The organism is Streptomyces sp. NPDC002306, from assembly GCF_053593435.1.
Genome location: NZ_JBSFCK010000030.1, coordinates 25,229 through 52,195, shown reverse-complemented (window position 1 = coordinate 52,195; position 26,967 = coordinate 25,229). Strand labels below are relative to the sequence as shown.

The following is a 26,967-nucleotide window of genomic DNA, read 5'->3' as shown; positions in this document are numbered from 1 at the left end:
GCCGCTCACCTCTCCTCCAGAGCCAGGTCGACCAGTGCTTCCAGGTCCATGTCCGACAGTTCGTCCGCACCGGTGTCCGTGTCCGTGGTCTGGGCCGCGGGGCCGGGCTGCGCTGGGGCGGCGCAGGCCAGGACCAGTTCCAGCAGGCCCGCCTCGCGCAGGCGGTCGACCGAGACGGTGTGCAGCAGTTCCCGGATGTGTGTGTCCTGGTCCGGGCCGGTGTCCGGGGCGGGTGCGGGGCGCAGCAGGCCGGCGAGGTGTGCGCCGAGTTCGGCCGGTGTGGGGTAGCTGAAGACGAGGGTGGTGGGCAGGCGCAGTCCGGTCGCGGCGGCCAGCCGGTTGCACAGTTCGACGGAGGTCAGCGAGTCGAATCCGAGCTGGGTGAAGGCCTGTTCGGCGTCGACGGCCGTGCCGGAGGGGTGCCCCAGGACGATGGCGACCTGGTCGCGGACCCAGTCGAGGACGGCGGCTTGTGCCTCGTCCGGTGCGAGGGCGGCCAGTCGGGCGGACAGGGCGGGTGCGCCGGCGTCGCCGGCGGCGGGGGCCCGGCCGCGGCGGGGGCGGGCGCTGTCGGCGAGGTCGCGCAGGAGCAGCGGCAGTTCGCCGGCGGCTGTGGTGCGCAGTGTGGTGGCGTCCACCCGGGCCGGGATGAGGACCGGGCCGCCGTTCGCGCACGCGGCGTCGAACAGGGCCAGTGCCTCGGCGGTGGGCATCGCGGCGATGCCCATCCGCCGCAGCCGGGACAGGTCGGCGCGGTCGAGGTCCTCGGTCATGCCGCTGCTCTGCTCCCACCAGCCCCAGCACAGCGAGGTGCCGGGCAGGCCGGAGGCGGTGCGCTGGGCCGCGTGTGCGTCCAGGAAGGCGTTCGCCGCGGCGTAGTTGGCCTGTCCTGCGGTGCCGAGCGTGCCGGCGAGGGCGGAGAAGTGGATGAACGCCGACAGGGTGTGTTTCCTGGTCAGTTCGTGCAGGTTGAGGGCTCCGCCGACCTTGGCGCGCAGTACCTGTTCGAGGCTTTGCGCGGTGAGGGACTCGACGGTGGCGTCCGCCAGTACGCCCGCCGCGTGCACGACCGCGGTCAGCGGGTGGCGGGGCGCTATGCCGGCGAGCAGGTCCGCGACGGCCGCCCGGTCGGCGACGTCGCAGGCCGCCACCTGGACGTGCGCGCCCGCGGCTTCCAGGTCCGCCACCAGTTCGGCGACCCCGTCGGCTCCCGGCCCGCGGCGGCCGGCCAGCAGCAGGCTGCGCACGCCGTGTTCGGCGACGAGGTGGCGGGCCAGGAGTGATCCCACTCCCCCGGTGCCGCCGGTGACCAGCACGGTGCCGCCGCCGAAGCCGCCGCCGACGTCGAGGACGATTTTGCCGGTGTGGCGGCCCTGGCTCATCTCGCGGAACGCCTTGCGCGCGTCACGGATGTCGCGCACGGAGACCGGGTTCAGCCGCAGCGGGCCGTCGGTGAACAGCCGCATGACGTTCTTGAACATGTCGTGGATCGCGTCCGGGCCCGCCTCGTAGAGGTCGAAGGCCTGGTAGTCGACGCCGGGGTGGTCGGCCGCGACCTGGCGGGGATCGCGGATGTCGGTCTTGCCCATCTCGATGAAGTGTCCGCCCTCGGGCAGCAGCGTCAGCGAGGCGTCGACGAAGGTGTGGGCGAGGGAGTTCAGTACGACGTCGACACCGCGGCCGCCGGAGGAGCCGAGGAACTTGCCGGCGAAGTCCAGATCGCGGGAGGAGGCCAGGTGCGCGTCGTCCAGGCCCAGCGCGCGCAGGGCGGGCCACTTGGCCGGGCTCGCGGTGGCGTAGATCTCGGCGCCTACGTGCCGGGCGAGCTGTACGGCGGCCATCCCGACGCCGCCCGCCGCGGCGTGGATGAGGATGCGCTGCCCCTTGCGGAGTTGGTGGACGTGGAAGAGCGCGTGGTAGGCGGTGAGGAAGGTGCTGGGGACCGACGCCGCCTCGGCGTGGTTCCAGCCGTCGGGGACGGGCATGAGCAGGCGGTGGTCGGCGACGGCGACGCGGCCGAAGGCGCCGGTGAAGATGCCGGTCACCCGGTCGCCCGGTGCCAGGCGGGTCACGTCGTCGGCGACCTCGAGGACCACTCCGGCGCCCTCGCTGCCGAGTCCGGCGTCGATCGCGGTGCGCTGCACCAGTCCCAGGGCGATCGTGACGTCCCGGAAGTTCAGGCCGGCGGCCTGGACGGCGATGCGGACCTGTCCGCTCGTCAGGGGTGCCTGCACCTGCGGGCACGGCACCCAGGTCAGGTTCTCCAGCGTTCCCCGGGTCACGATGCCCAGCCGGTGCGGGCCGGGCGCCGGCGGCTCCAGGCGGTGTGCGGCCGGTGCGGCGGGCGCCATGCGCGGGACGAGGAAGGCGCCGGCGCGCAGGGCCAGCTGGTCCTCGCCGGTGGCCAGCGCCTGCGGCAGGCGCGCCCAGGAGGTGTCCTCGTCGTCGAGGTCCACCAGCCGCAGCCTGCCGGGGTGTTCGGTCTGCGCGGAGCGGATCAGGCCCCACACGGACGCGCCGGGCAGGCTCTCGACGCTGTCCCCGCCTCCGGTGTCCAGGGCCAGGCGGGTGAGGACCACCAGTGTGGACGCGGCGAGTGCCTCCTCGGCGAGGAAGCGCTGCACCTGCTCCAGTACGTAGGTGTCCGCGCCGCCGACGGCGGCGAGCGTGCCGGTGCCCGGGGCGGCGGCGTCGTCCGGGCACAGCACGAGGTGGCGGGGGGCCTGTTGCGCGGGGACGGCGTCCGGGGCGGCGTAGCACTCGGCGCTCTCCTTGGCCGCCTCGCACAGCCGGGCGGCCAGGCCGTGGCGGGCGCCCAGAACGGCCCACTGTCCGCGGGCGGTGTCCGTCGCGTCGTGTTCGAGGGGCCGCCAGCGCAGTGCGTACAGCGACTGCGGCCGGCCGTGTGCCGAGCGGACCTGTTCGGCGCTCGCCGGGCGGAACGTCAGCGTCTCGACGTGCGCGACCGGGCGGCCGTGTCCGTCGGCGACGCTCACGGACACGACGCCTTCGCCGGCCGGGGTCAGCCGGACCCGGGCGGTCGCACCGCACGCGCCCGTGCGGTGCGCGCCGGCCCAGGAGAAGGGCATCCAGCCCTGCTCGCCCGTCACGTCGATGACACCGCCGGCCACCACCGCGTGCAGCACGGTGTCGAGCAGTGCCGGGTGCAGGGCGAAGGTGGCGCCGGCCGGGTCCTGGGCGCTGTCGGGCAGGGTGGCGAGGGCGAAGAGGTCCTCGCCGCGCCGCCACACTTCGCGCAGTCCGCGAAAGGCCGGCCCGTAGTCGAAGCCGCCGTCGGCGAGGGAGTCGTACAGGGTGTCGATGGCGATCGGGGTGGCCCCGGCCGGGGGCCACACGGCGAGCGGGCGGCTGTCGTCGTCCCGTGCGGCCGTCCGCGCGGTGGCCGGGGACAGGGTGCCGCGGGCGTGACGCGTCCAGCCGGCCGCGCCCGGGCCGTCCTCGCCGGGACGCGCGTACACGTCCAGGCCGCGGCGTCCGCTCTCGTCGGGCGCGCCGGCCACGACCCGTATCCGCACGTCGCCGGTGTCGGGCAGGATCAGGGGGACTTCCAGGGAGAGTTCCTCGAGCGCGGCGCACCCGACGTGTTCGCCCGCCGCCAGCGCGAGGTCCAGGTAGGCCGTCGCCGGTACGACCGCCGCGCCGAACACCGTGTGGTCGGCGAGCCAGCCGTGGGTGTTCAGCGACCACAGGCCGCTGAACGAGACCTCGTCGGTGGCCGGGTGGTCCACCACGGCGCCCAGCAGCGGGTGCCGGGGGGCCGACAGGCCGGTGCGGGAGAGGTCCGTCGTGCGCATCGCGGCCAGGAAGTCCAGCCAGTACCGCTGCCGCTGGAACGCGTAGGTGGGCAGGTCCACCCGCTCGCGTGTCCCGAACAGGGCGTCCCAGCGCACCGACTGGCCCCGCACGTGCAGGTGGGCGAGCGCGTCGAGCAGTGCCCGCGGGCCTTCGCGGTCGCGCCGTGACGCCGACAGGACGAGCGCGCTGTGGCCGCCCGCGCCGGCGAAGGCCTCCTGGGTGATGCTCGCGAGGGTCGATCCCGGGCCCACTTCGAGGAAGACGTCCGCGCCGGCCGTGCGGGCGTGCTCGACCGCGTCGAAGAAGCGGACGGGTTCGCGCACGTGCTGCACCCAGTGCGCGGCGGACGTCAGTTCCTGGAGCGTGGCCTCGCGGCCCAGCCGGGTCGAGACGACCGGGATCGTCAGCTCGCCCGCGGGCAGCTCGCCGATCGCCTGCGCGAACTCGTCCAGGATCGGGTCCATGAGCGGGGAGTGGAACGCGTGGTCGACCGCGAGGAGTTTCGCCGATGTGCCGTCGGCGACGAGCCGTTCGCGCAGCTCGTGGACCGCCTCGCGCAGGCCCGAGACCACCACCGACTCCGGGCCGTTGACGGCGGCGACGCCGATCCGGTCGTAGGAGGCGAGCAGGGGGCTCACGTCGGCGTGCGAGGCGCGCACCGCCAGCATGGCGCCGCGCTCGCGGACCGTCCGCATGATCCGGCCGCGGGCGGCGACGAGCCGGGTCGCGGCGTCCAGGCCGAGGGCCCCGGACACGTGGGCGGCGGCGATCTCGCCGACCGAGTGACCGATGAGGTGGCTGGGCCGCGGAGCGTAGCGCGCCATCAGCCGGTACAGGCTGACCTGGAGGGTGAACAGCGCCGGCTGCGCGATGTCCGTGCGTTCGGGCTGTGCGGGGTCGTCGGCGAGGAGCAGCGGTTTGAGGGCGAAGGGGAGGTGGGTGTCGAAGTGGGCGCAGATCTCGTCCAGGCTGTGGGCGAAGGCGGGGAAGGTGTCGTACAGCTGCCGTGCCACGCCCGCCCACCGCGAGCCCTGGCCGGGGAACATGAAGACGCAGCCGCCGGGTTCCGCTGTGGTGGCGCGCACCACGGCGGAGGATTCCGTGCCCTGGCTCAGCGCGTGCAGGCCGGCCAGCAGTTCGTCGCGGTCGCGGCCCAGGACCACCGCGCGGTGCTCGAACGCCGCGCGGGTGGAGAGCAGCGACCAACCGATGTCCGCCGCGTCCGTGTCCGGTTCGGCGGCCGCGGCCTGGCGCAGTCTGTCCGCCTGGGCGCGCAGGGCCGCTTCCGAGCGTGCCGACACGGTCCAGGGCACCCACCCGCCCGGCATCGGGGCGGGCGTGGCGGGCGCTGCCGCGTCGGCGGGGGTGGTGCCGTCCCCGGACGCCGTCCCGTTCCCGGAGGTTGCCGTCCCGTTCCCGGGGGTTGCCGCGTTCCCGGGGGTTGCCGTGTCGTCGGGGGTTGCCGTGTCGTCGGGGGCCTGTTCGAGGATGAGGTGCGCGTTGGTGCCGCTGGCGCCGAAGCTGGACACGCCGGCCCGCCGCGGGCGTCCCGGCGCGCTGGGCCACGGCCTGGCCTCGGTCAGCAGCTCGACCGCCCCGGCCGACCAGTCCACATGCGTCGAGGGGCGGTCCACGTGCAGCGTCCGGGGCAGCACACCGTGCCGCATCGCCATGATCGTCTTGATGATGCCGCCGACGCCGGCGGCCGCCTGGGTGTGGCCGATGTTCGACTTCAGCGAGCCCAGCCACAACGGGCTGCCGGGGTCGCGGTCCTGCCCGTAGGTGGCCAGCAGCGCCTGCGCTTCGATGGGGTCGCCCAGCGTGGTGCCGGTGCCGTGCGCCTCCACCAGGTCCACGTCGCCCGCCTGGACCCGGGCGTTGGCCAGCGCGGCGCGGATCACGCGCTGCTGGGCCGGCCCGTTGGGCGCGGTCAGGCCGTTGGAGGCGCCGTCCTGGTTGATCGCCGAGCCGCGGATCACCGCCCAGATGCGGCGCCCGTCCCGCCGCGCGTGCGAGAGCCGCTGCAGGACCAGCACGCCGGCGCCCTCGGAGAAGCCGGTGCCGTCGGCCGCGTCGGCGAACGCCTTGCACCGGCCGTCCGCCGACAGGCCCCGCTGGCGTGACATCTCCCGGAACACCTGCGGGGTCGCCACGACGGTGACGCCGCCGGCCAGGGCCAGAGAGCATTCGCCCTGCCGCAGCGACTGCACCGCCTGGTGCACCGCCACCAGCGACGAGGAGCAGGCGGTGTCGGTGGAGAGCGCCGGGCCCTCCAGGCCCAGCGCGTAGGCGACGCGGCCGGACGCGACGCTGAGCAGGGAACCGGTCTGCGCGTAGCCCGAGATGGTCTCGGGGGTGACGAAGTGGTTGCCGTAGCCGAAGTAGGCGAGGCCGGCGAAGACGCCGGTGTCGCTGCCGCGCAGGGTGTGCGGGTCGATGCCGGCCCGCTCCAGCGACTCCCACGAGGTCTCCAGCAGCAGCCGCTGCTGCGGGTCGGCGGCCAGCGCCTCGCGCGGGTTGATCCCGAAGAAGTCGGCGTCGAAGTCACCCGCGTCGTCGAGGAAGCCGCCCGAGCGGGTGGAGCAGGTGCCCGGCCGCTCCGGATCCGGGTCGTGGAGGCTGTCCAGGTCCCAGTTGCGGTCCTGGGGGAAGTCGGACACGACGTCCGCGCCCGCCGCCACCAGCTCCCACAATGCCTCCGGGGACACCGCGCCGCCGGGGAAGCGGCAGGCGACGCCCACCACCGCGATGGGCTCGGCGGCGGCGTCCGTCACCTCCTTCAGGCGCCGGCGGGTCTCGATCAGCTCGATCGATGTCCGCTTGAGGTAGTCGAGAACATCGGCGTTCTTGTCGTTCGTCATCGCTCTCCCCTAGCCGAGCTCTTGGTCCAGCAGCGAGAGAAGCTCTCCAGCCGAGGCGGAACTGATCTGGTCGGCGATGCCGAGCGGTGCTCCGGCGTTCGCCAGTGAACGGATGCGGCCCTGCAGGTCGCCGAGCAGAGCGGTGAGGGTGGCCTGGTCGTCGGCGGCGCATTCGGCGAACGCCGCTTCCAGGCGGGCGCCCAGTCCTTCGATCTCCCGGGCCAGGTGAGCGGCCGGGGACGGCGGGCCGCTCCCGGTGCCGGGGGCCAGGCCCGCGTTCAGGAACTGCGCCAGGGCGCTGGGGCTCGGGTGGTCGAACACGAGGGTGGCGGGCAGTTTCAGGCCGGTCACCGCCGCCAGTTTGTTGCGCAGTTCCAGCGCCGTGAGCGAGTCGATGCCCAGTTCCTTGAAGGCGGCGCCGGGACCGATCCTGGCGGTGTCGGCGTGGCCCAGGACGATCGCGGTCTGTGTCCGGACGGCGTCGAGCAGCAGGGCCTGCGCCTCGGCCGGCGCCAGCGACCTCACCTGCTCGGCCAGGTCGGGGCCGGCCGCCTGCCCGCCCTGCGCGCTGCCGGGCCCGGCGGGTGTCCCGCGCAGGGCGCGCAGCAGCGGCGGCCCCGCGGTGGCGGCCTCCGGCGCGCCCGGCGCCGGCAGGTCCAGCCGTGCGGGCACCACGACCGGCGCGTCGAGGGTGAGCGCCGTGTCGAACAGCGCGAGTCCTTCCTGCGACGACAGCGGCAGCACGCCCTGGCGTCGCAGGCGTACGACGTCCGCCTCGCCGATGCCGGCGGCCATCTCGCTGCGTTCGGCCCAGAACCCCCAGCACAGCGACGTGGCGGGCAGGCCTTCGGCGCGGCGGGTCTGGGCGAGCGCGTCGAGGAAGGCGTTGGCGGCGGCGTAGTTGGCCTGGCCCGCCGTCCCGAGGACGCCCGCGATCGAGGAGAACAGCACGAACGCGGACAGGTCCAGGTGCCGGGTCAGCTCGTGCAGGTGCCAGGCGCCGCGGGTCTTCGGCGCGAGGACCGCGTCCACGCGGTCCTCGCTCAGCGCCTCGACGACACCGTCGTCGAGGACGGCCGCGCAGTGGATCACGGCCGTCAGCGGGTGCCCGCCGGGCACCGCGGCGATCAGTTCGGCGACGGACTCGCGGCGAGTGACATCGCAGGCCACGATGTCGGCGTGGGCGCCCGCGCGTTCCAGTTCCGCCCGCAGTGCCGCGGCCGCCGGAGCCGCGGGTCCGCGCCTGCTGCTCAGCACCAGCCGGCGCACCCCGTGCCGCCGCACGAGGTGGCGGGCGAGCATCGCTCCCAGGCCGCTGGTGCCGCCCGTGATCAGTACCGTCCCGGATCCGGCGGCGGGAGCGTCCTGCGCCCCGCCCAGGGGAGCGCGGCCGGCCGACGCGGCGCGGGCGGGCGCCAGGTGCGGTACGGCCAGGGCGCCGGCCCGGATCGTGAGCTGGGGCTCCGCGGTCGCGGCCGCCGCCGGGACGCGGGCCCACGAATCGGGCCGGCCGTCGGTGTCGACGAGGGTGAAGCGGCCCGGGTTCTCCGTCTGCGCGGTGCGCAGGAATCCCCAGACCGCGGCGGCCGCGGGGTCGGGGCGGGACACGTGCTCGTCGTGGACCGCCTCCCGCGTCACGACGACCAGGCGTGAGCCGGCGAACCGCTCGCCGCGCAGCCAGTCCCGCGTCCAGCGCAGCACCTGGTGCAGGGTGTGCTCGGCGTCGGCGGGCGTGTCGTCGCCGTGCGTGGTGGCCCGGCCGACGGCGGCGATGACGAGCGGGGGTATCTCCGCGCCGGACGCGGCGAGTTCGTCGAGGCCGGCGAAGAGCGTCGCGCCCGGCGCAAGGGCCGCGGTGAGCGGGTCGGGCGCTCCCAGTACGGCGTGGCGGGCGCCGTCCTGCCCGGGCGGGGCCGCAAGGGGCGTCCAGTCGACCTGGAACAGGGCGTCCTGGTGGTCGAAGCTCAGCTCGGCCAGCTTCCCGGTGTCCGCGGGCCGCAGGCGCAGCGACGCGATGCCGCCGACGGGTGTTCCGTGCCGGTCGGCGAGGGTCACGGACAGGGTGTCCTCGCCCGCGGGCGCCAGCCGCACGCGCAGCGCGCCCGGCGCGGCGACGGGCAGGCGCAGGCCCGTGCAGCGGTCCGGCAGCCAGCCTTCGGGGCGGGAGTTGTCGACGAGGTCGCCCAGGCCGACCGGGACCAGCGCGGCCTGCAGCAGCGCCGGGTGGACCGCGAACCGGCCCTGCGCGGCGCGCTCGTCCGCCGGCGGTTCGACCTCGGCGAACAGGACGTCGCCGCGGCGCCACACCTCCTTCAGGGCGCGCGAGCGGGGTCCGTGGCCGACGCCCAGCGCGGACAGGCGGGTGTACTCGTCCGCGAAGGGCACAGGGGCCGCTCCCGCGGGAGGCCAGATACGCAGGTCGTCCGGCGCGGGGGGTGCGCCGGTGTCCGGGCCGCCGGTGCCGACGGCGTTGCGCGTCCAGCCGGGTTCGCCCGCGCCGCGCGAGTACACGCTGATCACCCGCTTGCCGTCGATGACGACGCGGATCTCCCGCTCGGCGGTGCGCGACAGCACCAGCGGGGTCTCCAGGGTGAGTTCGTCGACGACGTCGCAGCCCGCCCTGCGTGCCGCCCACACCGCCAGCTCCGCCAGCGCGGTCGCGGGCACCAGGACGGCGCCGTGGACCACATGGTCGGCGAGCCACGGATACCGCTCCAGCGACAGGCGCCCGCTGCCCACCACCGCGCCGTGCCCGCCGTCGTCGGGCACGTCGATCACGGCGTCGAGCAGCGGGTGGTCCGAGGTGCTCGCGGTGGTGCCCTCCTCGGGGGTGTTCAGCCAGTAGCGCCGGCGCTGGAAGGCGTACGTGGGCAGGTCCACCCAGCGGCCGTCCCAGTCCGGCAGCGCCGCCTGCCACGACACCGCGGCGCCCGCCACGAACGCCTCGGCCGCCGACCGGTACAGCCGTGCCAGGCCGCCCTCGCCGCGGCGCAGCGAGCCCACCACGAACCCGGTGGCGGCGGGGGTGTCGTCGAGCATCTCCTGGATGTTCATCACGAGCAGCGGGTGCGGGCCGACCTCGATGACCGCGCCGCCCGGCTCCTGTGCGATGAGGCGCCGCATGGCGGCTTCGAAGCGGACCGGTTCGCGCAGGTTGCGGAACCAGTAGGCGGTGTCCAGGCGTGCGGGGTCGATCGCCTCGCCGGTCACCGTCGAGTAGATCGCCACCGGTGTGGGCGCGGGGGTGATGGTGCCCAGTCCGTCCTTGAGCCGCGTCTCGAACTGGTCCATCAGCCGCGAGTGTCCGGGCACGCTCGACTTGATCAGCCGTGCGCGGGCGCCGGCGGCTTCGCAGGCCGCGACGAGTTCCTCGACGGCCGTGCTCTCGCCCGAGACGGTCGTGGAGTTGGGTCCGTTGACCGCGGCGATCCCGGCCCGGTCCGCCCACGGCTGCATGAGGTCACGCACCCGCGCTTCGGGCAGCAGGATCGCGGCCATGCTGCCCTGTCCGGCGGCGGTGGCCAGCAGCCGGGAGCGCAGGGCGACGATCCTGGCCGCGTCCGGCAGGGACAGGGCGCCCGCGACGCAGGCCGCGGCGATCTCGCCCTGGGAGTGGCCGATCACCGCGTGCGGTGTCACTCCCAGCGCCTGCCACACCCGGGCCAGCGACACCATCACCGCGAACAGCACCGGCTGGACGACGTCGATGTCCTCCAGGTCGGCGGCGTCCGGGCCGCCGCACACGGTGTCGATCAGCGACCAGGACACCCACGGCTCCAGCGCCCGCGCGCACGCGCGCAGTTCCTCGGCGAAGACCGGGCAGGTCTCCCACAGTTCGCGCCCCATCTGGGCCCACTGGCCGCCCTGGCCGGGAAAGACGAACACCGTGCGGTCCGTCGGGCGCGCGACGCCGGACACCACGGCGCCAGGAGCGTCGTCCTCGGCCCGGGCGACGGCGGCCAGGGAGGCGAGCAGGTCGTCGCGGCCGGCGCCGATCACCACCTGGCGGTGCTCGAACAGCGACCGCGTCCTCAGCAGTGCGTGGCCCACGCCGGCGGCCGGCAGGTCCGCGTCCGCGCTCACGCTCTCGTGCAGCCGCAGCGCCTGCGCGCGCAGTGCCTGCGCGGACCGCGCCGACAGCACCCACGGCACCGGGCCGCCGCCGGCCGACACCCGGCCGGCGAGGTCCTCGGCCGCACCGGCCGGGGCCCGCTCCCCTTCGCCCGCGACGGCCGGCGCCCGCACGACGGATGCCGGCTGAGCACCCTCGGGCGCGGACTCACCTGCCTCGGGGGCTATTTCAGCGGTCCCGGGGGCGGACTCACCAGTCCCGGGGGCAAGTTCACCGGTCACAGGGGCGGACTCGCGTGCCTCGGAGGCAAGTTCGCCGGTCCCGGAGACGGGCTCAGCTGTCTCGGGGGCCTGTTCGAGGATGAGGTGCGCGTTGGTGCCGCTGATGCCGAAGGACGACACCCCGGCCCGCCGGGGCCGTCCCGGCGCGCCGGTCCACGGCCTGGCCTCGGTCAGCAGCTCGACCGCCCCGGCCGACCAGTCCACGTGCGTGGAGGGGCGGTCCACGTGCAGCGTCCGGGGCAGCACACCGTGCCGCATCGCCATGATCATCTTGATCATGCCGCCCGCGCCGGCGGCCGCCTGGGTGTGGCCGATGTTCGACTTCAGCGAACCCAGCCACAACGGGCTGCCGGGGTCGCGGTCCTGCCCGTAGGTGGCCAGCAGCGCCTGCGCCTCCATGGGGTCGCCCAGCGTCGTACCGGTGCCGTGCGCCTCGACCGCGTCGACCTCGCCGGCCGACAGCCCGGCATCGGCCAGGGCCGCCCGGATGACCCGCTGCTGCGCCAGTTCGCTGGGCGCGGTCAGCCCGTTGGAGGCGCCGTCCTGGTTGATCGCCGAGCCGCGGATCACCGCCCAGATCCGGCGCCCGTCCCGCCGCGCGTGCGAGAGCCGCTGCAGGACCAGCACGCCCGCGCCCTCGGAGAAACCGGTGCCGTCGGCCGCGTCGGCGAACGCCTTGCACCGGCCGTCCGCCGACAGGCCCCGCTGGCGGGCGAGTTCCACGAACATCCCCGGCGTCGGCAGCGCCGACACCCCGCCGGCCAGCGCCAGCGTGCACTCCCCCGACCGCAGGGACCGCACGGCCTGGTGGACGGCGACCAGCGACGACGAGCACGCGGTGTCGGTCGACACGGCCGGCCCGTGCAGGCCCAGCACGTACGCCACCCGGCCCGAGGCCACGCTGGTGTAGGTGCCCGCGATCGCGAATCCCTCCACGTCGCCGGCCGCGCCGCCGCCCATCCGCGGGCCGTAGTCGACGGCGTAGAGCCCGGTGAACACGCCCGTCGCCGATCCGCGCAGCCCGGCCGGGTCGATGCCCGCCCGCTCCAGCGCTTCCCACGACGTCTCCAGCATCAGCCGCTGCTGCGGGTCCATCGCCAGCGCCTCGCGCGGGCTGATCCCGAAGAACGGCGCGTCGAACTCCGCGAGGCCGGGCAGGAATCCGCCCGAGCGTGTGTACGTCCTGCCGTGCGCCTCGGGATCCGGGTCGTACAGCGCCTCGACGTCCCACCCGCGGTCGCGCGGGAAGTCGCCCATCGCGTCCACGCCCCCGGACACGACGTCCCACAGCCCTTCGGGGGACGTCACCCCGCCCGGGAAGCGGCACCCCACTCCTACGACCGCGATGGGTTCGCGAGCGGACTCCTCCAGCTCGCGCACCCGCTCCCGCAGCTCCTGCGCATCGCCGACGGCGCGTCGCAAGTAGGAGCGGAGCTTGTCGACATCCTCCACCAGGGCCTCCCCCAACGATTGCTTGGACGAACGGTGTTGCTACACGTATCCGCGGTCGATCAGTGCGTAGAGATCGTCGTCACTGCGGTTCTCCACCTCGCTCTCCCGCGCCGCCGGTGCCGGCGCCGCGGGCGGTGTCTGCGGCCGCAGCAGGGAGAAGAGGTGGCCGGCGAGCGTCTGCGGCGTGGGGTAGGTGAACGCGACGGTGGCCGAGAGCCGCACGCCGGCCGCGGTGGTGAGCCGGTTGCGCAGGCGCACCGCCGTCGAGGAGTCGAACCCCAGGTCCTTGAAGGTCTCGGCCGACCGTGCCGCGACAGCGGCGGCCGTCAGCTCCGGGTCCTTGGCGCGCAGCAGCGCCGCCGTCTCGGCGCACACGAGCGTCAGGACCGACGACGGCGAGGTCAGCTCCGCCGCACCCGCGCCCGCGCCCGGCACCGCGCCGGGGACCGTGACGGCGTCGGCGGTGGTGTCGGTGTCGTCGGGGGCGCTCAGCCAGTACGGCTGCCGCTGGAAGGCGTAGGTCGGCAGGGCGATCCGGCGCGGGCGGTGGCCGGCGAAGGCCGCCTCCCAGGTCACCGGCACGCCCCGCACGTGCAGTTCGGCCAGCGAGGCCAGGACCCTGGCCTCGCTCCCGTCGTGGCGGTGCAGGGTGCTCACCACCAGGGGCGGGGCGGGCCTCGCGTCGGCGGCCTCCTCCATCGCGACCTGGAGCACGGGGTGCGGGCTGACTTCCACGAACACGCCGCCGCGCTCGCGCATCAGGCCGTCGACGACATCGCCGAAGCGCACCATCGAGCGCAGGTTGTCGTACCAGTACGAGCCGTCCAGGGCACGGGTGTCGAGCGGTGCGCCGGTGACCGTGGAGTGGAACGTCACCGCCGACTCGCGCGGCGAGAGGGCCGCGGTGTCCGCGAGCAGCCGTTCCCGGATGCGTTCGACATGGTGGGAGTGGGAGGCGTAGTCCACGTTGACCCGCCGTACCCGCACGCCGTCCGCGGCGGCCGCCGCGGCGAACTCCTCCAGCGCCTCGTCGTCCCCGGAGATCACCACCGATGCCGGGCCGTTGACCGCGGCGAGCGAGAGCCGCCCCGGCCACCGCTGGAGCCGGTCGCGGACCCAGGCGCCGGGCGCGGCGACCGCGCTCATCCCGCCCAGGCCGGCCAGGCCGGTCAGCGCCCGGCTGCGCAGGGCGACGATCCGGGCCGCGTCCTCCAGACAGAGCGCGCCCGACACGTGGGCCGCGGCGATCTCGCCCTGCGAGTGTCCCACCACGGCCTCGGGGACCACGCCCAGCGAGCGCCACACCTGTGCCAGCGACACCATCATCGCGAACAGCGCGGGCTGTACGACGTCCACCCGCTCCAGGGACGCGGCCGACTCCGCGCCGCTCACCACGTCCGCCAGCGACCAGTCCACCCACGGTGCCAGGGCCCGCGCGCACGCGTCGATGGAGCGGGCGAAGACCTCCGAGCGCGCGTACAGCTGCCGGCCCATGCCCGGCCACTGCGATCCCTGGCCGGGGAAGACGAAGACGACGGGGCCGGCCGGCGCGGCGGCCGCTCCGCGCACCACGCTCGCCGGGTCGCCGCCCGCCGCGAGCAGGCCGAGGCCGGCCAGCGCCTCCTCGCGGTCGGCGCCCAGGACCACCGCCCGGTGCGCGAACTGTGTGCGCGTGGACACCAGCGAGTGCCCGACGTCGGCCGCCGACAGCGCGGTGTCCGCGGCCACGAGATCCCGCAGCCGGGCGGCCTGTTCGCGCAGGGCCGCCTCGGTGCGCGCCGACAGCAGCCAGGGCAGCACCCCGGGGCCGCCGGCGCGGGCCGTGTCCTCGCCGGCGGGCCCCGGTGGGGTCCGCTGTCCGGCGGGGGCCTGTTCGAGGATCACGTGCGCGTGGGTGCCGCCCATGCCGAACGCCGACACGCCCGCCCGCCGGGGCCGCTCCGGTGCGCCGGGCCAGGGCCGCGCGGTGTGCGGGACCTCGAAGTCGCGCCGGAAGTCGGCGATGGCGGGGTTGGGCGTGCGGAAGTTCAGGCTCGGCACCAGTTCGGCGCGCTCCACGCACAGCGCCGCCTTGACGAAGCCGGTGATGCCCGCGGCCGGCTCCAGGTGCCCGACGTTCGTCTTCACCGAGCCGATCACCAGGGGGCGGCTGCGGCCGCTCTCGCGCAGCACCTCGCGCAGCCCGGCGATCTCGGCCGGGTCGCCCAGGCGGGTGCCGGTGCCGTGGGCCTCGACGTAGTCGACCTCGTCGAAGGCGAGGGCCGCGCGGCGCAGCGCGCTGTGCACGGCCGCCGCCTGCCCGCCGGGGCTGGGGTCCGGCATCCGGGTGGTGGCTCCGCCGCTGCCCACGCCCCAGCCGCGTACCACCGCGTAGATGTGGTCGCCGTCGGCGAGGGCCAGGTCGAGGCGTTTGAGCAGGACGAACGCGCCGCCCTCGCCGCGGGCGAAGCCGCTGGCCCGTTCGTCGAAGGTGAAGCAGCGGCCGTCGGGCGAGAGGGCGCCCAGGTTCGCCAGGCCGGCTCCCGCTTCGGGATCGACGATGAGGTGCACGCCGCCGGCGAGCGCCATGTCGATGGCGCCGGCGGCGATGCGCTCGCAGGCCAGCGCCAGCGACACGAGGGAGGAGGACTGGCCCGAGTCCGCGCAAAAACTCATGCCGCGCACGTCGAACAGGCTGGAGATGCGGTTCGCGATGAGCGCGCCGCTGGAGCCGAGCGCCGTGTAGTGGTCGTCCTGGTCGCTGCCGGACAGCTTGCGCAGCAGTTCGTAGCCGGAGGGCGCGGCGCCGACCACGACGTCGATCTCGCGGCCCGCGAGCGCGGACGCCGGGACGCGGGCGTCCTCGACGGCCTCCCAGGCCAGTTCCAGGCCCAGCCGCTGCACGGGGTCCATGGCGGCCGCCTCCGCGGCGCCGGTGGCGAAGAACTCCGCGTCGAAGCCGTCGACGCGGTCGAAGAACGACCCCGCGTCCAGGGTGGCGGCGTCCGGGTGGGACAGGTGGTGTGCGTCGGCCGCCCGCTGCGCGGGGAACGTGGCCACGGTCGAGCGCCCCTCGTGCAGCAGGCGCCAGAACTCGCCCAGGCCGTGCACACCGGGGAAACGGCACGACATCCCGATGACGGCGATACCGGTGGCTGCGCCACTCATTACGAAGTCCTTCCGGTTGCCTCGGCGTTCGGCTCTTGCGGTCTGCTCCGGGCCGGTGTCACCGCCAGCCGGCCAGCACCGTGCGCAGTTCGTCCGGCGCGTCCATGAAGTCGTAGTGACCGCCGTCGAGGACCCGGAACTCGACCGAGTCCGCGTACCGGCGCCACCCCTGCAGTTCGTCGAGGCTGACGTCGGGGTCGTCGCGCCAGTGCAGGACGACGATGGGGCACCGCACCGCGAGCGGCTCGGTCCGCCGGTAGGCGCCCGCGGCGGCGTGGTCGCGCAGCAGCACGGTCAGGCCCAGGTCGACCATGTCCGGGCGCGGCTCGATCCCCCGGCTGCGGACGAACGACTCGACCTCGGCGCGCAGTTCGGGCCGGCTCATGGTGAGCATCCGGTCGCGGGAGGCGTCGTGCGGTGCCGGCTGGCCGGACACGAAGAGGCAGGCGGGAGCGGGCAGGCCGAGTGCGTCGAGGCGCAGCACGCTCTCGTAGGCGGGCAGTGCGCCCGCGCAGTGCCCGAAGAACGCGAACGGCCGGTCCAGCAGCGGCGCCAGGGGTTCGGCGAGGCCGGCGGCAAGGTTCTCGTAGGTGCCGTAGTGGGGGTGGGCGAGGCGGTTCTCGCGGCCGGGGAACTGCACCGGGCAGATCTCGATGTCGCCGAGCGCGGCCGGCCAGGCGCTGAAGGCCGAGGCGCCGGAGCCGGAGAAGGGGAAGCAGAACATCCGGGCGGGGTGATCGGAGGGCTGCCGCACGAACCACGGCGACGCGGTGAGGGTGGGGCCCGAGGTCATGGCGTCCGCCGTTTCTGGGCGACGATGGGCAGATGGGTCATGCCGGCGATGAAGTAGGAGCGCAGGTGCTGCGGTTCGCCGGCGAGGTCGATCGAGGCGGTGCGCTGGAGCAGTTCCTCGAAGAAGACGCGCAGGGTCATCCGGGCCAGCGGTCCGCCGATGCAGAAGTGCGGCCCGAACCCGAACGCGACCTGGCGCTTGGCGCCCGCGCGGGTGATGTCGAAGGTGTGCGGGTCGGGGAACTGGGCGGCGTCGCGGTTGGCGGAGCCGATCCAGGCGACGACCGCGCCGCGGGCCGGGACGGTGCCGCCGCCGATGTGGACGTCGTCGACCGCGTAGCGCATGAAGTTGCAGGCGGCGGAGGTCCAGCGCAGCCCTTCCTCGACGAGGTTCGGGATCAGGGTCGGGTCGGCCTGGGCCTTCTCGAACTGCTCGGGCCGCTCGATGAGGGCGTGCACCGTGCCCGAGACGGTGTGCGGTGTGGTGACGTTGGCGCCCAGCAGGATGCTGTAGCCGTCGAGGGCGATCTCCTCGTCGCTCAGCGGCGCGTCTCCGACGCGCACGCTCATGAGGTGGTCGAGCAGGCTTCCGTCCTCGCCCCCCGACGCCCGGCGCCGTTTGACCCACTCGGTGACGTAGGTGACGAGTTCGTGGTGGGAGATGGCCAGCGTCGCGGCTTCGCTGCCCTGCTGGAAGTGCGGGTCCGAGGGGGCCGTCACCATCGCGGTCAGCTGGACGAGTTCGTCCCAGTCCCGCTCGGGGATCCCCAGCAGCGGGCCCGTGATGACCGCCGGCAGGCGCAGCGCCTGCTCGGCCAGGTCGAAGGGCGCGCCGTCGAGGGCCGGTTCGAGGAAGCGCACGATCGCCTGCCGGGTCCGCTCCTCCCACGCCGCCACCGCCCGCGCGGTGAGCTGGGCGCCGATCGCCCGGCGGACCTGGGTGTGCCGGGGCGGGTCGGTGGACGTCAGCAGCTTGCCCGCCGCGACGTCGTCCTGGCCGAGGTGGGTGACGACCGTGCCGCGCTCCGAGGTGAACTCGCGGTGGTCGCCGAGCACGCGGCAGACGTCCTCGTAACGGGTCACCGACCAGAACTCGCGGCCGTCGGGCAGGACTTGGTGGTGCAGGGGCGCCTTCGCCCGCATCACGTCCCAGATCGGGTGCGGATCACCGGAGGTGTAGAGGTCCAGGTCGAACAGGTTGAGGCCCTCGAGGTCGACGTCGCTCGCGGCGCCGGGCGTCAGCCTCACGTCCCGGTCCTCGCCTGCTCGACCAGTTCGGCGACCCGGGCGGGGGTCTGCGCCAGGTAGAAGTCGCGCACGGACAGGGTGACGCCGTACTCCTGCGACACCCGGTCGATGATCTTTATGCCGGTCAGCGAGTTGCCGCCGAGCGCGAAGAAGTCGTCATCCGCCCCGACCTCGGGGCAGTTGAGGTGTTCCCCCCACAACCGGGCGATGTCGCGCACCAGTGCCGCCGGCGCGCCCGGGGGCACCGCTCGCGGTGATGCTGCCTGTGTGTGTCCACCTCGCTGGTGGACCTGCGGCGACGATTCCATTGCCAGTCTTTCCTTCCTCCGCCGACCGGGAGTGCCTGCTCGCGTCGTTGCGGCCCCTTGCCGGGGCCGTCACCGCCATCACGGCCCACCGGGGCCCGGTGCGCTGTCCCGCCGGCGAGACAAATTCTGTGAATGGCCGGATCGAGTGTCCTGTGAACGCGGCGCCGGACACACCGTGTCGCCGGCCCGCGGTGCGCGCCAGCCGGTGGGGTTGAGAGGGGGCCCGCCGGCCTGCATGCTGACGCCCCCGGAACGTCCGCTGTCCGTGGGACCGTCCCGCCGGCGGGACAGGGCGAGCGCGCCCGGGCGCGCCCCTGGTGGCGGCGCCGGCGTCTGTTGACCGGCTGATCCGCGCCGCGTGAGCGCGCACGCGGCGGCGATGTGACGACGTGGGAGACGCGAGGACATGAAGGAAAACGACGTGGAACACACGGGCGACGACGCGGACGTGGTGATCGCGGGCGCCGGGCCGACGGGGCTGATGCTCGCCTGCGAGCTGCGGCTGGCGGGCGTCGACGTGGTGGTGCTCGAACGGCTCGACGAGCGCACGGGCGAGTCACGGGCCGGCGGGATGCACTCGCGGACCCTGGAGGTGCTGGACCAGCGCGGCATCCTGGAGCGCTTCCTGGAGGCCGGCGAACTGCAGCCGGTGGGCCACTTCTCCGGCCTCTACGTCGACTTCGACGAGTTCGAGTCCCGCCACCCCTACCCGCTGATGATCCTTCAGTCCGCCATCGAGCGGCTGCTGGAGGAGCGGGCCGCCGAGCTCGGCGTGCGGGTGCGCAGGTCCTCGCAGGTGAGCGGGGTGCGCCAGGACGCGGCCGGCGTGACGGTCGAGGTGCGCACGGACCGGGCGGAGCCCGCGACGCTGCGCGCGGGCTACCTGGTGGGCTGCGACGGCGGGCGCAGCACGGTGCGCAAGCTGGCGGGCATCGGCTTCCCCGGCACCGAGGCGACGATGACCGCCCTGATCGGCGACGTCGAACTGCCCGGCCTGCCCGAGGACTACATCTGGGTACGGCGCTGCGCGGGCGGTGACTTCTCGGCGATCGCCTTCGAGCCGGGCTGGTACCGGGTGATCACCTCCGAGTACGACCGCGTCGCGGACCGCGACGAGCCGCCGACGTTCGAGCAGCTGCGGGAGTCGCTGGTCAGGCTCGCGGGCACGGACTACGGCATGCACAGCCCGCGGTGGGTCTCGCGGTTCAACGACGCCGCCCGGCAGGCCGACCGCTACCGGCAGGGCCGGGTGCTGCTCGCGGGCGACGCGGCGCACATCCACTTCCCGGCCGGCGGGCAGGGGCTGAACATGGGCGTGCAGGACGCGGTCAACCTCGGCTGGAAGCTCGCCTCGGTGGTGCGCGGTCACGCCCCGCAGAGCCTGCTGGACAGCTACCACGCCGAGCGCCATCCCGTCGCCGAGCGCGTCCTGCACAACACGCGGGCGCAGTCGGCGCTGGCCCGCCCCGGCGCGCAGACGGACGCGCTGCGCGAGGTGTTCGGCTCGCTCATGGTGTTCGACGACGTCAACCGGTATCTGCGCCACCTGCTCACGGCGCTGGACATCCGCTACCCGCTCGGCGGCGGCCATCTGCTGACCGGCCGCCGGGTCCCCGACGCCGACCTCAAGACGCCCGACGGCGCCACCCGCGTCCACGCGCTGCTGCACGCCGGTCGCCCCGTCCTGCTCGACCTGCTCGGCAGCGCCGAGGTCGCGGCCACCGCCGCGAACTGGTCGCAGCGCGTCGACCTCGTCGAGGCGCGCAGCGAGGACGAGCACTGGCCCGTCCCGGCCGTCGGCGAGATCCCCGCCCCCACCGCGCTCCTCATCCGCCCCGACGGCCATGTCGCCTGGGCGGCGGCCGCCGACACCGCGCCCGACCTGCCCGCGCTGCGCACCGCCCTCACCACCTGGTGCGGGCCGGCCCGGCGGAGCTGAGACCCCGCCCGCGACGACCCGGCCCGCGCCACGGCGGGCCGGACCCCGCGGGCTCGCCTGACGGCGGCTGCCACGGCCCGATGAAGGCCGTGACAGCCGCCGTCGTCGTCGCGGGCAGGCTCTGGACACGGATGCCCACACCGCCGGGCGGACCGGGCCCGCCCGGCGGGCCGGGGGCCGGGCGGGTGCACCGCCCGCCGGGCGGGGTCCCCGGCCGCCGTGCGAGACGCACCTCACCGGGCCGCCGTACGGGAGGGCCTCAGCGGCCTGTCTGCCGTACGGGAGGGCACCGCATCGCCCTCTCCTCGCGCGGGTTGCCGTGGCCCGGGCGGGCGCGGGGGCGCGCGAAAGCCGCCTCGGCGACGTGGGGTTCGCCGAGGCGGCTCGAAAAGGGGGGCCGGGCCGGCCTTGGCCGGCCCGGGTTCAGGCGCGTTTCTTGAAGGTGGAGACGGCCCATACGTAGCCGAGCAGGGCGATTCCGAGGCACCAGGCGACGGCCGCGATCGCGTCGCCGCTGGACGGGTCGCCCGCCAGCAGTCCGCGCAGCGTCTCGATGATCGGGGTGAAGGGCTGGTACTCGGCGAACTGCCGCACTCCGGCGCCCATCGAGTCCGCGGGCACGAACGCGCTGCTGAGGAACGGCAGCATGATCAGCGGCACGGCGGACATGCCCGCCGACTCGGCGGTCTTGGCGGCCAGGCCCATGGCGACGGTGAGCCAGCCGGCCGCGAAGCCGAGCAGCAGGACGACACCGATCACACCGAGCCAGTCGAGGGCGCTCGCGGCCGGGTCGAAGCCCAGCGCGAAGGCGACCGCGACGATGGCCGCGCAGCCCGCCAGGGAGCGCACCGCGGTGATGACAACGTGCCCGGTCAGCATGGCGCCGCGGGAGACGTCCATGACCTTGAACCGGTTGATGACGCCCTTGGTCATGTCGGAGTTGACGGCCGTGGCGGTGGCGCCCAGCCCGTAGCTGACGGCCATCACGAGCAGGCCCGGCGTGACGTAGTCGATGTAGGCGTCGCCGACGCTGAACGCGCCGCCGAACACCTTGACGAACATCAGCATGATCACGATGGGGAACAGGACCGCGTTGAACATCGTGACGGGGTTGCGCACGTTGTGCTTGAGGTTGCGGCGCAGCATGATCGCCGAATCGGCCAGCGGCGTGGAGACAGTGCTCACTGTGCGATCGCCTCCTTGCTCGTGTGGTCGATGCTGGTGCGGTCGGTGCCGGTGCCGTCGGTGCCGGTGCGGTCGGTGCCGGTGCGGTCGGTGCCGGTGGTGCCGGTCAGGGCGAGGAAGACGTCGTCGAGGTCGGGGCGGTGCACCGAGAACTCCTGGGCGTCGATGCCGTGTCCGGCGAGCCGGCTGAGCAGGTCCAGCAGCGACTTCGACTCGCCGTCGCTGGGCACCCGCAGGGTCAGTTCCTCGTCGTCGCGGGTGGAGCCGGCCAGGACCCGTGCCGCCGCGTCGAGTTCGTGCAGGTCGGTGAAGCGCAGCCGGACGTGGGTGCCGGGGATCTGGCGCTTGAGTTCCTCGGGGGTGCCCTGGGCGACCAGGCGGCCCTGGTCGAGGACCGCGATGCGGTCGGCGAGCTGGTCGGCCTCCTCGAGGTACTGGGTGGTCAGGAAGATGGTGGTGCCCTCGGCGACCAGTTCGCGCACGATGCCCCACATGGTGCGCCTGCTGCGCGGGTCGAGGCCGGTCGTGGGCTCGTCCAGGAAGATGATCCGCGGGTCGCCGACCAGCGTCATCGCCAGGTCGAGCTTGCGGCGCATGCCGCCGGAGTAGGTGGCGGCCAGTTTGTCGGCCGACTCCACCAGGTCGAAGCGCTCCAGCAGCCGGGTGACGACCTGGTCGCCGGGGCGCACCCGCTTGAGGTCCGCCATCAGCTGGAGGTTCTCGCGGCCCGAGAGCAGTTCGTCCACCGCGGCGAACTGGCCGGTCACGCCGATCGCCGCGCGGACCTGCCGGGTCTCGCCCGTCACGTCGTGCCCGGCGACGCGGACCGTGCCGGCGTCGGCTTTCATCAGGGTCGTCAGGATGTTCACCGTGGTCGTCTTGCCCGCCCCGTTCGGGCCGAGCAGGGAGAAGATCGATCCCGCGGCGACCTCGAAGTCGATGCCGTCGAGCACGATCTTGTCGCCGTATGCCTTGCGCAGCCCTGCCACTGCGATCGCTGAACTCCTCATGCCTCCACTTTCCTCTCCGGGCCTGTCACGCACCTGAGGCCTGTCACGAACCTGTCATTTGTTGCGGTGGGCCGCTCGCGCCGCCCCCGGGCCGGGGACGGCGCCGTTGCCGCCGGGCCGTCAGCGGCCGGCGGACTGCGTCTCGATCACGTCCAGCACCTCCCGGCCGAGGTCGACCAGGTACATGTGGTCGCCGGGGAACTCCCGGTAGGTGAATCCGGCCGTGGTGGCCGCCTGCCACTGCCGGGCCTCCTCGGCGGTGACCAGGCCGTCGGACGCGCCGCGCAGCGAGCAGATCGGCACCGGCAGCGGTTCGTCGGTGCTCGGGACGTAGTTCTCGTGCATCTCGCAGTCGGCCTGCAGCACGGGCAGGATCAGTTCACGCATCTCCGGGTGGTCGAGGGCCTCGTGCCGAAAGCCCGCGAACTCCTCGACCCGGGCGAGGAACTCCTCGTCGGGCAGTCCGGTCGCGCGCCGCTCGCGCTGGGTCCACGGTCCGGGCGAGCCGCTGACGACCAGCCGCTCGACGGGCACGCCGCGCCCGCCGAGCAGGTGCGCCAGTTCGTAGGCGAGGACCGCGCCCAGGCTGTGCCCGAACAGCACGGTCCGCGTGCCCTCGCCGAGGTCGGCGACGATGTCGTCGAGGGAGTTCTTGGCGGCCTCGACGACGTTGCGGTACGGCGTCTGAAGGATCCGCCGTTCCCTGCCGGGCAGTTCGACCGAGGTCACCCGCCACCGGCCGGCGGACAGTTCCCGCCACGGGTGGAAGAACGACGGTCCCGCTCCCGCGAACGGCACGCACAGCAGTGTTGTCCGGTCCCCGCCCCGCGCGGACCCGCCGGGTTCTGTCACCCCGATCAACCCCCATCATCCAGTCGTCGTCGTGTGTCGTTCGTCGTTCGTCGTCTGTCGTGTGCCGAAGCGGTTGTGAGCGGGCGGTGTCGCGCCGTCAGGCCAGCCTGGGGTGGACGACCTCGAAGAATTCGGCCACGGGTGCGGGCATGTGCATCTCGTGGTGGGTGGCGTGCACGCCGTGCACCTCGAGGGAGCCCGTGACGTAGGGCCGCCACAGGTGGGCGTACGACGTGTCCTCGAGGGTGGCGTCGAAATAGAGCACGTCGCCGCGGTAGGCGGGCGAGGCGAAATCCATCATGAGGGCCGTGTTGTTGGCCATGACCTTCGCCATGGTGTCCAGGAAGCCCTGCCGGTTGCCGGTGCGGATGTACTGGCTGAAGTCGTCCTCGAGTTCGGCCCGGTAGTCGGAGGACTCCTTGCCGGCGTGGACCTCGGTGAAGCCGTGGCCTCCCGGCTGGGCGTCCAGGACGGCGACCAGGGCGACCTCGTGGCCGCGCAGGGCGAGGGCGTGTGCGACGGCCTGCACGACCGTGCCGCCGTAGGACCAGCCGACCAGGTTGAAGGGGCCGTGCGGCTGGATCTTCAGCATCTGGGTGACGTAGTCGTCGATCATCTCCTGGACGGAGGCGGCCGGGGTGTCCACGCCGTCGGAGCCGCGGGACTGCAGGGCGTAGGCGGGCCGGTCCTGCAGGTGCACGGCGAAGCTGTAGTACGCCCAGCCCAGGCCGCCGCCGCCGTGGAAGAACCACACCGGCGACTTGCCGGTGCCGGGGTCGCTGTTGAGGGGCAGCACGACGGCGAAGGAGTCGGCGTCGTCGTCGGGGACGCCGCCGGCGAGCATCAGCGCGGCCAGCTCGGCCACCGTCGGGTACTTGATGATCGTCCTGATGGGCATGTCGATGTCGAACCGGTCGCGGATGCGGACGCTGAGCCGGGTGGCCAGCAGCGAGTGGCCGCCGAGCGCGAAGAAGCCGTCGTCGACGCCGACCCGTTCCAGGCCGAGCAGTTCGGCGAACAGGGCGCACAGCTGGTGCTCGTAGGCGTTGCGCGGCTCGCGGCCGGCCGCCGCGGCGGCGGCGGTGTCCGGATCGGGCAGCGCCCGCCGGTCGAGCTTGCCGTTCGAGGTCAGCGGGATCGCGTCGAGCGCGATCACCGTGGCGGGCACCATGTAGGCCGGCAGGCGCTCGCGCAGGTACGCGGTCAGCTCGGTGAAGGCGGCGTCGGCCGGGGCGCCGGGCTCGGGCACCACGTAGGCCGCCAGGCGCTTGTCGTCCTCCTGGCCCTCGCGCACCACGACCGCCGCCTCGGCCACGTCCGGGTGCGCGGCCAGCACGTGCTCGATCTCGCCCAGTTCGATCCGGAAGCCGCGGATCTTGACCTGGGTGTCGGAGCGGCCCACGTACTCCAGCTGTCCGGCGGCGCTCCAGCGCACCAGGTCGCCGGTGCGGTACATCCGCTCCCCCGGCTCGCCGAGGGGGCAGGCCACGAAGCGGCCCGCGCTCAGGCCGGGCCGGCCGTGGTATCCGCGGGCCAGGCCGTAGCCGGCCACGTACAGCTCTCCGGTGACGCCGGCCGGGGCCGGGGTGAGGGCGCCGTCCAGGACGTAGGCGCGCAGGCCCGCGATGGCCGGGCCGATCACGCTGGCCCGGTGGCGGGCCGCGAAGTGCGCGTCGAGGTCGACGCGGGTGACGTGCACGGTGGTCTCGGTGATGCCGTACATGTTCACCAGCACCGGCGCGTCGTCGGCGTGGCGTTCGTACCAGTCGGCGAGGCGGCCCAGGTCGAGGGCCTCGCCGCCGAACACCACGTAGCGCAGCGCCAGGTCCTGGCCGGGGTCCTGGGCGTCGGCCTGGATCAGCTGGTAGAACGCCGACGGCGTCTGGTTGAGGACGGTGACGTGCTCGCGGGCCAGCAGCCGCAGGAAGTCGGCCGGGGAGCGGGAGACGTCGTAGGGGACCACGACCAGGCGCCCGCCGTACAGCAGCGGTCCCCACAGTTCCCACACCGAGAAGTCGAAGGCGTAGGAGTGGAAGAGGGTCCACACGTCGTCGGGGCCGAAGCCGAAGCCGTCCTGGGTGCCGCTGAACAGGCCGACGACGTTGCGGTGCGGGATCAGCACGCCCTTGGGGCGGCCGGTCGAGCCGGACGTGTAGATCACGTACGCCGGGTGCAGGGGGCGCAGCGGGGTGCGGCGTTCGGCGTCGGTGAGGTCGCCGGTGCTGTGCCCGGTGAGGTCCCGCGCCTCGTCGAGGTGGAGCAGGGGCAGCTGCGGGGGCAGGTCGTGGACGGCGTCGGTGGTGCTGGTGGTCAGCAGCAGGACCGGGTGGGCGTCCTGGACCATGTAGGCGATGCGGTCGGCCGGGGAGTCGGGGTCGATGGGCAGGTAGGCGCCGCCGGCCTTGAGCACCGCGAGCAGGGCGACGACCAGGTCGGCGGAGCGTTCCAGGCAGACGCCGACCAGGGACTCCGGGCCCACGCCCCGTTCCACGAGATGGCGGGCGAGGCGGTTGGCGCGGGCGTTGAGCTCGCCGTAGGTGAGGGTGGTGGTGTCGCAGACGACGGCGACGGTGTCGGCGCGCCGGGCCGCCTGGCGTTCGAACAGCTCGACGAGGGTGGTGTCGGGGATGTCGTTGCGGGTGTCGTTGACCTCGTGCACCAGGCGCCGGCGTTCGGCCTCGCCGAGCACGTCGACGTCGCCGACGCGCAGGTCGGGGCGGTCGGCCAGCTGGCGCAGCACCCGCACGAGGCGGGCCGCGATCTCTTCGGCCGAGGCGCGGTCGAAGAGCTGGGTGGCGTACTGGAGGTCGCCGTGCAGGGCGCCGGTGGCGTCGACGGTGAGGCTGAAGAACAGGTCGACCATGGCGGTCGAGGGGATGGCCTGCTCGAACCTGACCTTCAGGCCGGGGATGTCGAGGTCGGGTTTCTGGTAGCTCTGCCAGGCGAACATCACCTGGAACAGCGGCTGGTAGGCGGCGGAGCGCTCCGGGTTGATGGCCTCGACGAGCAGGTCGAAGGGGACGTCCTGGTGTTCGTAGGCGGTCAGTGCCTTGTCGCGTACCTGGGCGAGCAGGTCGGTGAAGGCGGGGTTGCCGGCCAGGTCGGCGCGCAGCACCTGGGTGTTGACGAAGAAGCCGATCAGGTCGGCCAGTGCCTCGTCGGTGCGGCCGGCGATCGGGCTGCCGATGCTCACGTCGTCGCCGGCGCCGAGCTTGTGCAGCAGCACCGCGAGGGCGGCTTGCAGGACCATCGACATGGTCGCGCCGCGCTCCTCGGCCAGCCGTTGCAGGCCGGCCGCCACCTGCGCGTCCACCCTGAGGTCGACGGTGTCGCCGCGGGAGTCGGCGACCGCGGGCCGGGGGCGGTCCAGCGGCAGGCTGATCGGCTGCGGCACCCCGGACAGCTCGCCCCGCCAGTAGGCGACCTGTGCCGCGGCCAGGCTGTCGGGGTCGGTGCTGTCGCCGAGCACCTCGCGCTGCCACTGCGCGTACTCCTTGTACTGCACGGGCAGCGGTTCCCAGGCCGGTGCCCGGCCGTCCTGGCGGGCGGTGTAGGCGGTGATGAGGTCGCGCATCATCGGCGCGCTGGAGCTGCCGTCGGAGGCGATGTGGTGGATGACCATGACCAGCACGTGTTCGTGCGCGGAGCAGCGCAGCAGGACGGCGCGCAGCGGGAGTTCGGCCTCCAGGTCGAAGCGGTGGGCGACGGCCTCGGCGATCGCGTCCGCCACCTCGTCGGGTGCCACCTCGCTCACCCGCACGGGGGTGGCCGCCTGCGCGGGCGCGAGGATCCGGGAGCGGGGTTCGCCGGTGTCGTCGGTGGTGTAGGTGGTGCGCAGGATCTCGTGGCGTTCGACGACGTCGCCGATCGCCGCGACGAGGGCCGCCTGGTCGAGGGATCCGGTCAGCCGGAACGCCGCCGAGATGTTGTAGGTCGCCGCTCCCCGCTCCAGTTGGTGCAGAAGCCACATACGGCGTTGGGCAAATGACAGCGGAACCACTGCT

Annotated in this window: 10 protein-coding genes and 1 pseudogene; 1 reads left to right on the top strand and 10 read right to left on the bottom strand. The window is 74.1% G+C overall.

Going from position 1 to position 26,967, the window contains the following annotated elements; translation table 11 throughout:
• Positions 1-5: 5 nt before the first annotated feature.
• The 6 genes and pseudogenes from ACWCQK_RS33685 to ACWCQK_RS33660 all read right to left on the bottom strand — a co-directional run bounded on the left by ACWCQK_RS33685 (position 6) and on the right by ACWCQK_RS33660 (position 17,977).
• Positions 6-6,677: a type I polyketide synthase gene (locus ACWCQK_RS33685; RefSeq protein WP_451161594.1), complete on the bottom strand. Its 6,672-nt coding sequence runs from the start codon at positions 6,675-6,677 to the stop codon at positions 6-8.
• Between the two features lie 9 nt (positions 6,678-6,686).
• A pseudogene (locus tag ACWCQK_RS33680) lies at positions 6,687-12,437 on the bottom strand (SDR family NAD(P)-dependent oxidoreductase); the annotation flags it as partial.
• Positions 12,438-12,521: 84 nt separating this feature from the next.
• Positions 12,522-15,629 (bottom strand): type I polyketide synthase, encoded by a 3,108-nt coding sequence (locus tag ACWCQK_RS33675; RefSeq protein ID WP_451161592.1) that lies wholly within the window; start codon positions 15,627-15,629, stop codon positions 12,522-12,524.
• A 58-nt stretch (positions 15,630-15,687) separates the two neighbouring features.
• Entirely contained in the window at positions 15,688-16,422 is a 735-nt protein-coding gene (locus tag ACWCQK_RS33670) for a thioesterase II family protein (protein ID WP_451161590.1), read from the bottom strand.
• Positions 16,419-17,669: a cytochrome P450 gene (locus ACWCQK_RS33665; protein ID WP_451161588.1), complete on the bottom strand. Its 1,251-nt coding sequence runs from the start codon at positions 17,667-17,669 to the stop codon at positions 16,419-16,421. The genes ACWCQK_RS33670 and ACWCQK_RS33665 overlap by 4 nt, the downstream gene beginning before the upstream one ends.
• Positions 17,666-17,977, bottom strand: coding sequence for a phosphopantetheine-binding protein (locus tag ACWCQK_RS33660; RefSeq protein WP_451161586.1), 312 nt, complete (start codon positions 17,975-17,977; stop codon positions 17,666-17,668). The genes ACWCQK_RS33665 and ACWCQK_RS33660 overlap by 4 nt, the downstream gene beginning before the upstream one ends.
• A 406-nt stretch (positions 17,978-18,383) precedes the next feature.
• On the opposite strand from ACWCQK_RS33660, the gene ACWCQK_RS33655 reads away from it, so the two are divergent.
• Positions 18,384-19,916, top strand: a complete 1,533-nt coding sequence (locus ACWCQK_RS33655; RefSeq protein WP_451161584.1) for an FAD-dependent monooxygenase — start codon at positions 18,384-18,386, stop codon at positions 19,914-19,916.
• 423 nt (positions 19,917-20,339) lie between these two features.
• Here ACWCQK_RS33655 and ACWCQK_RS33650 read toward each other — a convergent pair whose 3' ends face one another.
• The 4 genes from ACWCQK_RS33650 to ACWCQK_RS33635 all read right to left on the bottom strand — a co-directional run bounded on the left by ACWCQK_RS33650 (position 20,340) and on the right by ACWCQK_RS33635 (position 26,963).
• Complete coding sequence (locus tag ACWCQK_RS33650) at positions 20,340-21,101, bottom strand: ABC transporter permease (RefSeq protein ID WP_451161582.1); 762 nt, start codon at positions 21,099-21,101, stop codon at positions 20,340-20,342.
• Complete coding sequence (locus tag ACWCQK_RS33645; protein WP_451161580.1) at positions 21,098-22,111, bottom strand: ATP-binding cassette domain-containing protein; 1,014 nt, start codon at positions 22,109-22,111, stop codon at positions 21,098-21,100. Before ACWCQK_RS33645 ends, ACWCQK_RS33650 begins: the two co-directional genes overlap by 4 nt.
• Before the next feature lie 120 nt (positions 22,112-22,231).
• Positions 22,232-22,909: a thioesterase II family protein gene (locus tag ACWCQK_RS33640; protein WP_451161578.1), complete on the bottom strand. Its 678-nt coding sequence runs from the start codon at positions 22,907-22,909 to the stop codon at positions 22,232-22,234.
• A gap of 151 nt (positions 22,910-23,060) precedes the next feature.
• Positions 23,061-26,963 (bottom strand): non-ribosomal peptide synthetase, encoded by a 3,903-nt coding sequence (locus ACWCQK_RS33635; RefSeq protein ID WP_451161576.1) that lies wholly within the window; start codon positions 26,961-26,963, stop codon positions 23,061-23,063.
• Between the last annotated feature and the right edge of the window lie 4 nt (positions 26,964-26,967).

What these genes read in the sequence shown, in the direction of transcription:
- ACWCQK_RS33685 (WP_451161594.1), bottom strand. Translation starts at nt 6,677, where the DNA reads ATGACGAACGACAAGAACGCCGATGTTCTCGACTACCTCAAGCGGACA.
- ACWCQK_RS33675 (WP_451161592.1), bottom strand. Translation starts at nt 15,629, where the DNA reads ATGAGTGGCGCAGCCACCGGTATCGCCGTCATCGGGATGTCGTGCCGT.
- ACWCQK_RS33670 (WP_451161590.1), bottom strand. Translation starts at nt 16,422, where the DNA reads ATGACCTCGGGCCCCACCCTCACCGCGTCGCCGTGGTTCGTGCGGCAG.
- ACWCQK_RS33660 (WP_451161586.1), bottom strand. Translation starts at nt 17,977, where the DNA reads ATGGAATCGTCGCCGCAGGTCCACCAGCGAGGTGGACACACACAGGCA.
- ACWCQK_RS33655 (WP_451161584.1), top strand. Translation starts at nt 18,384, where the DNA reads ATGAAGGAAAACGACGTGGAACACACGGGCGACGACGCGGACGTGGTG.
- ACWCQK_RS33645 (WP_451161580.1), bottom strand. Translation starts at nt 22,111, where the DNA reads ATGAGGAGTTCAGCGATCGCAGTGGCAGGGCTGCGCAAGGCATACGGC.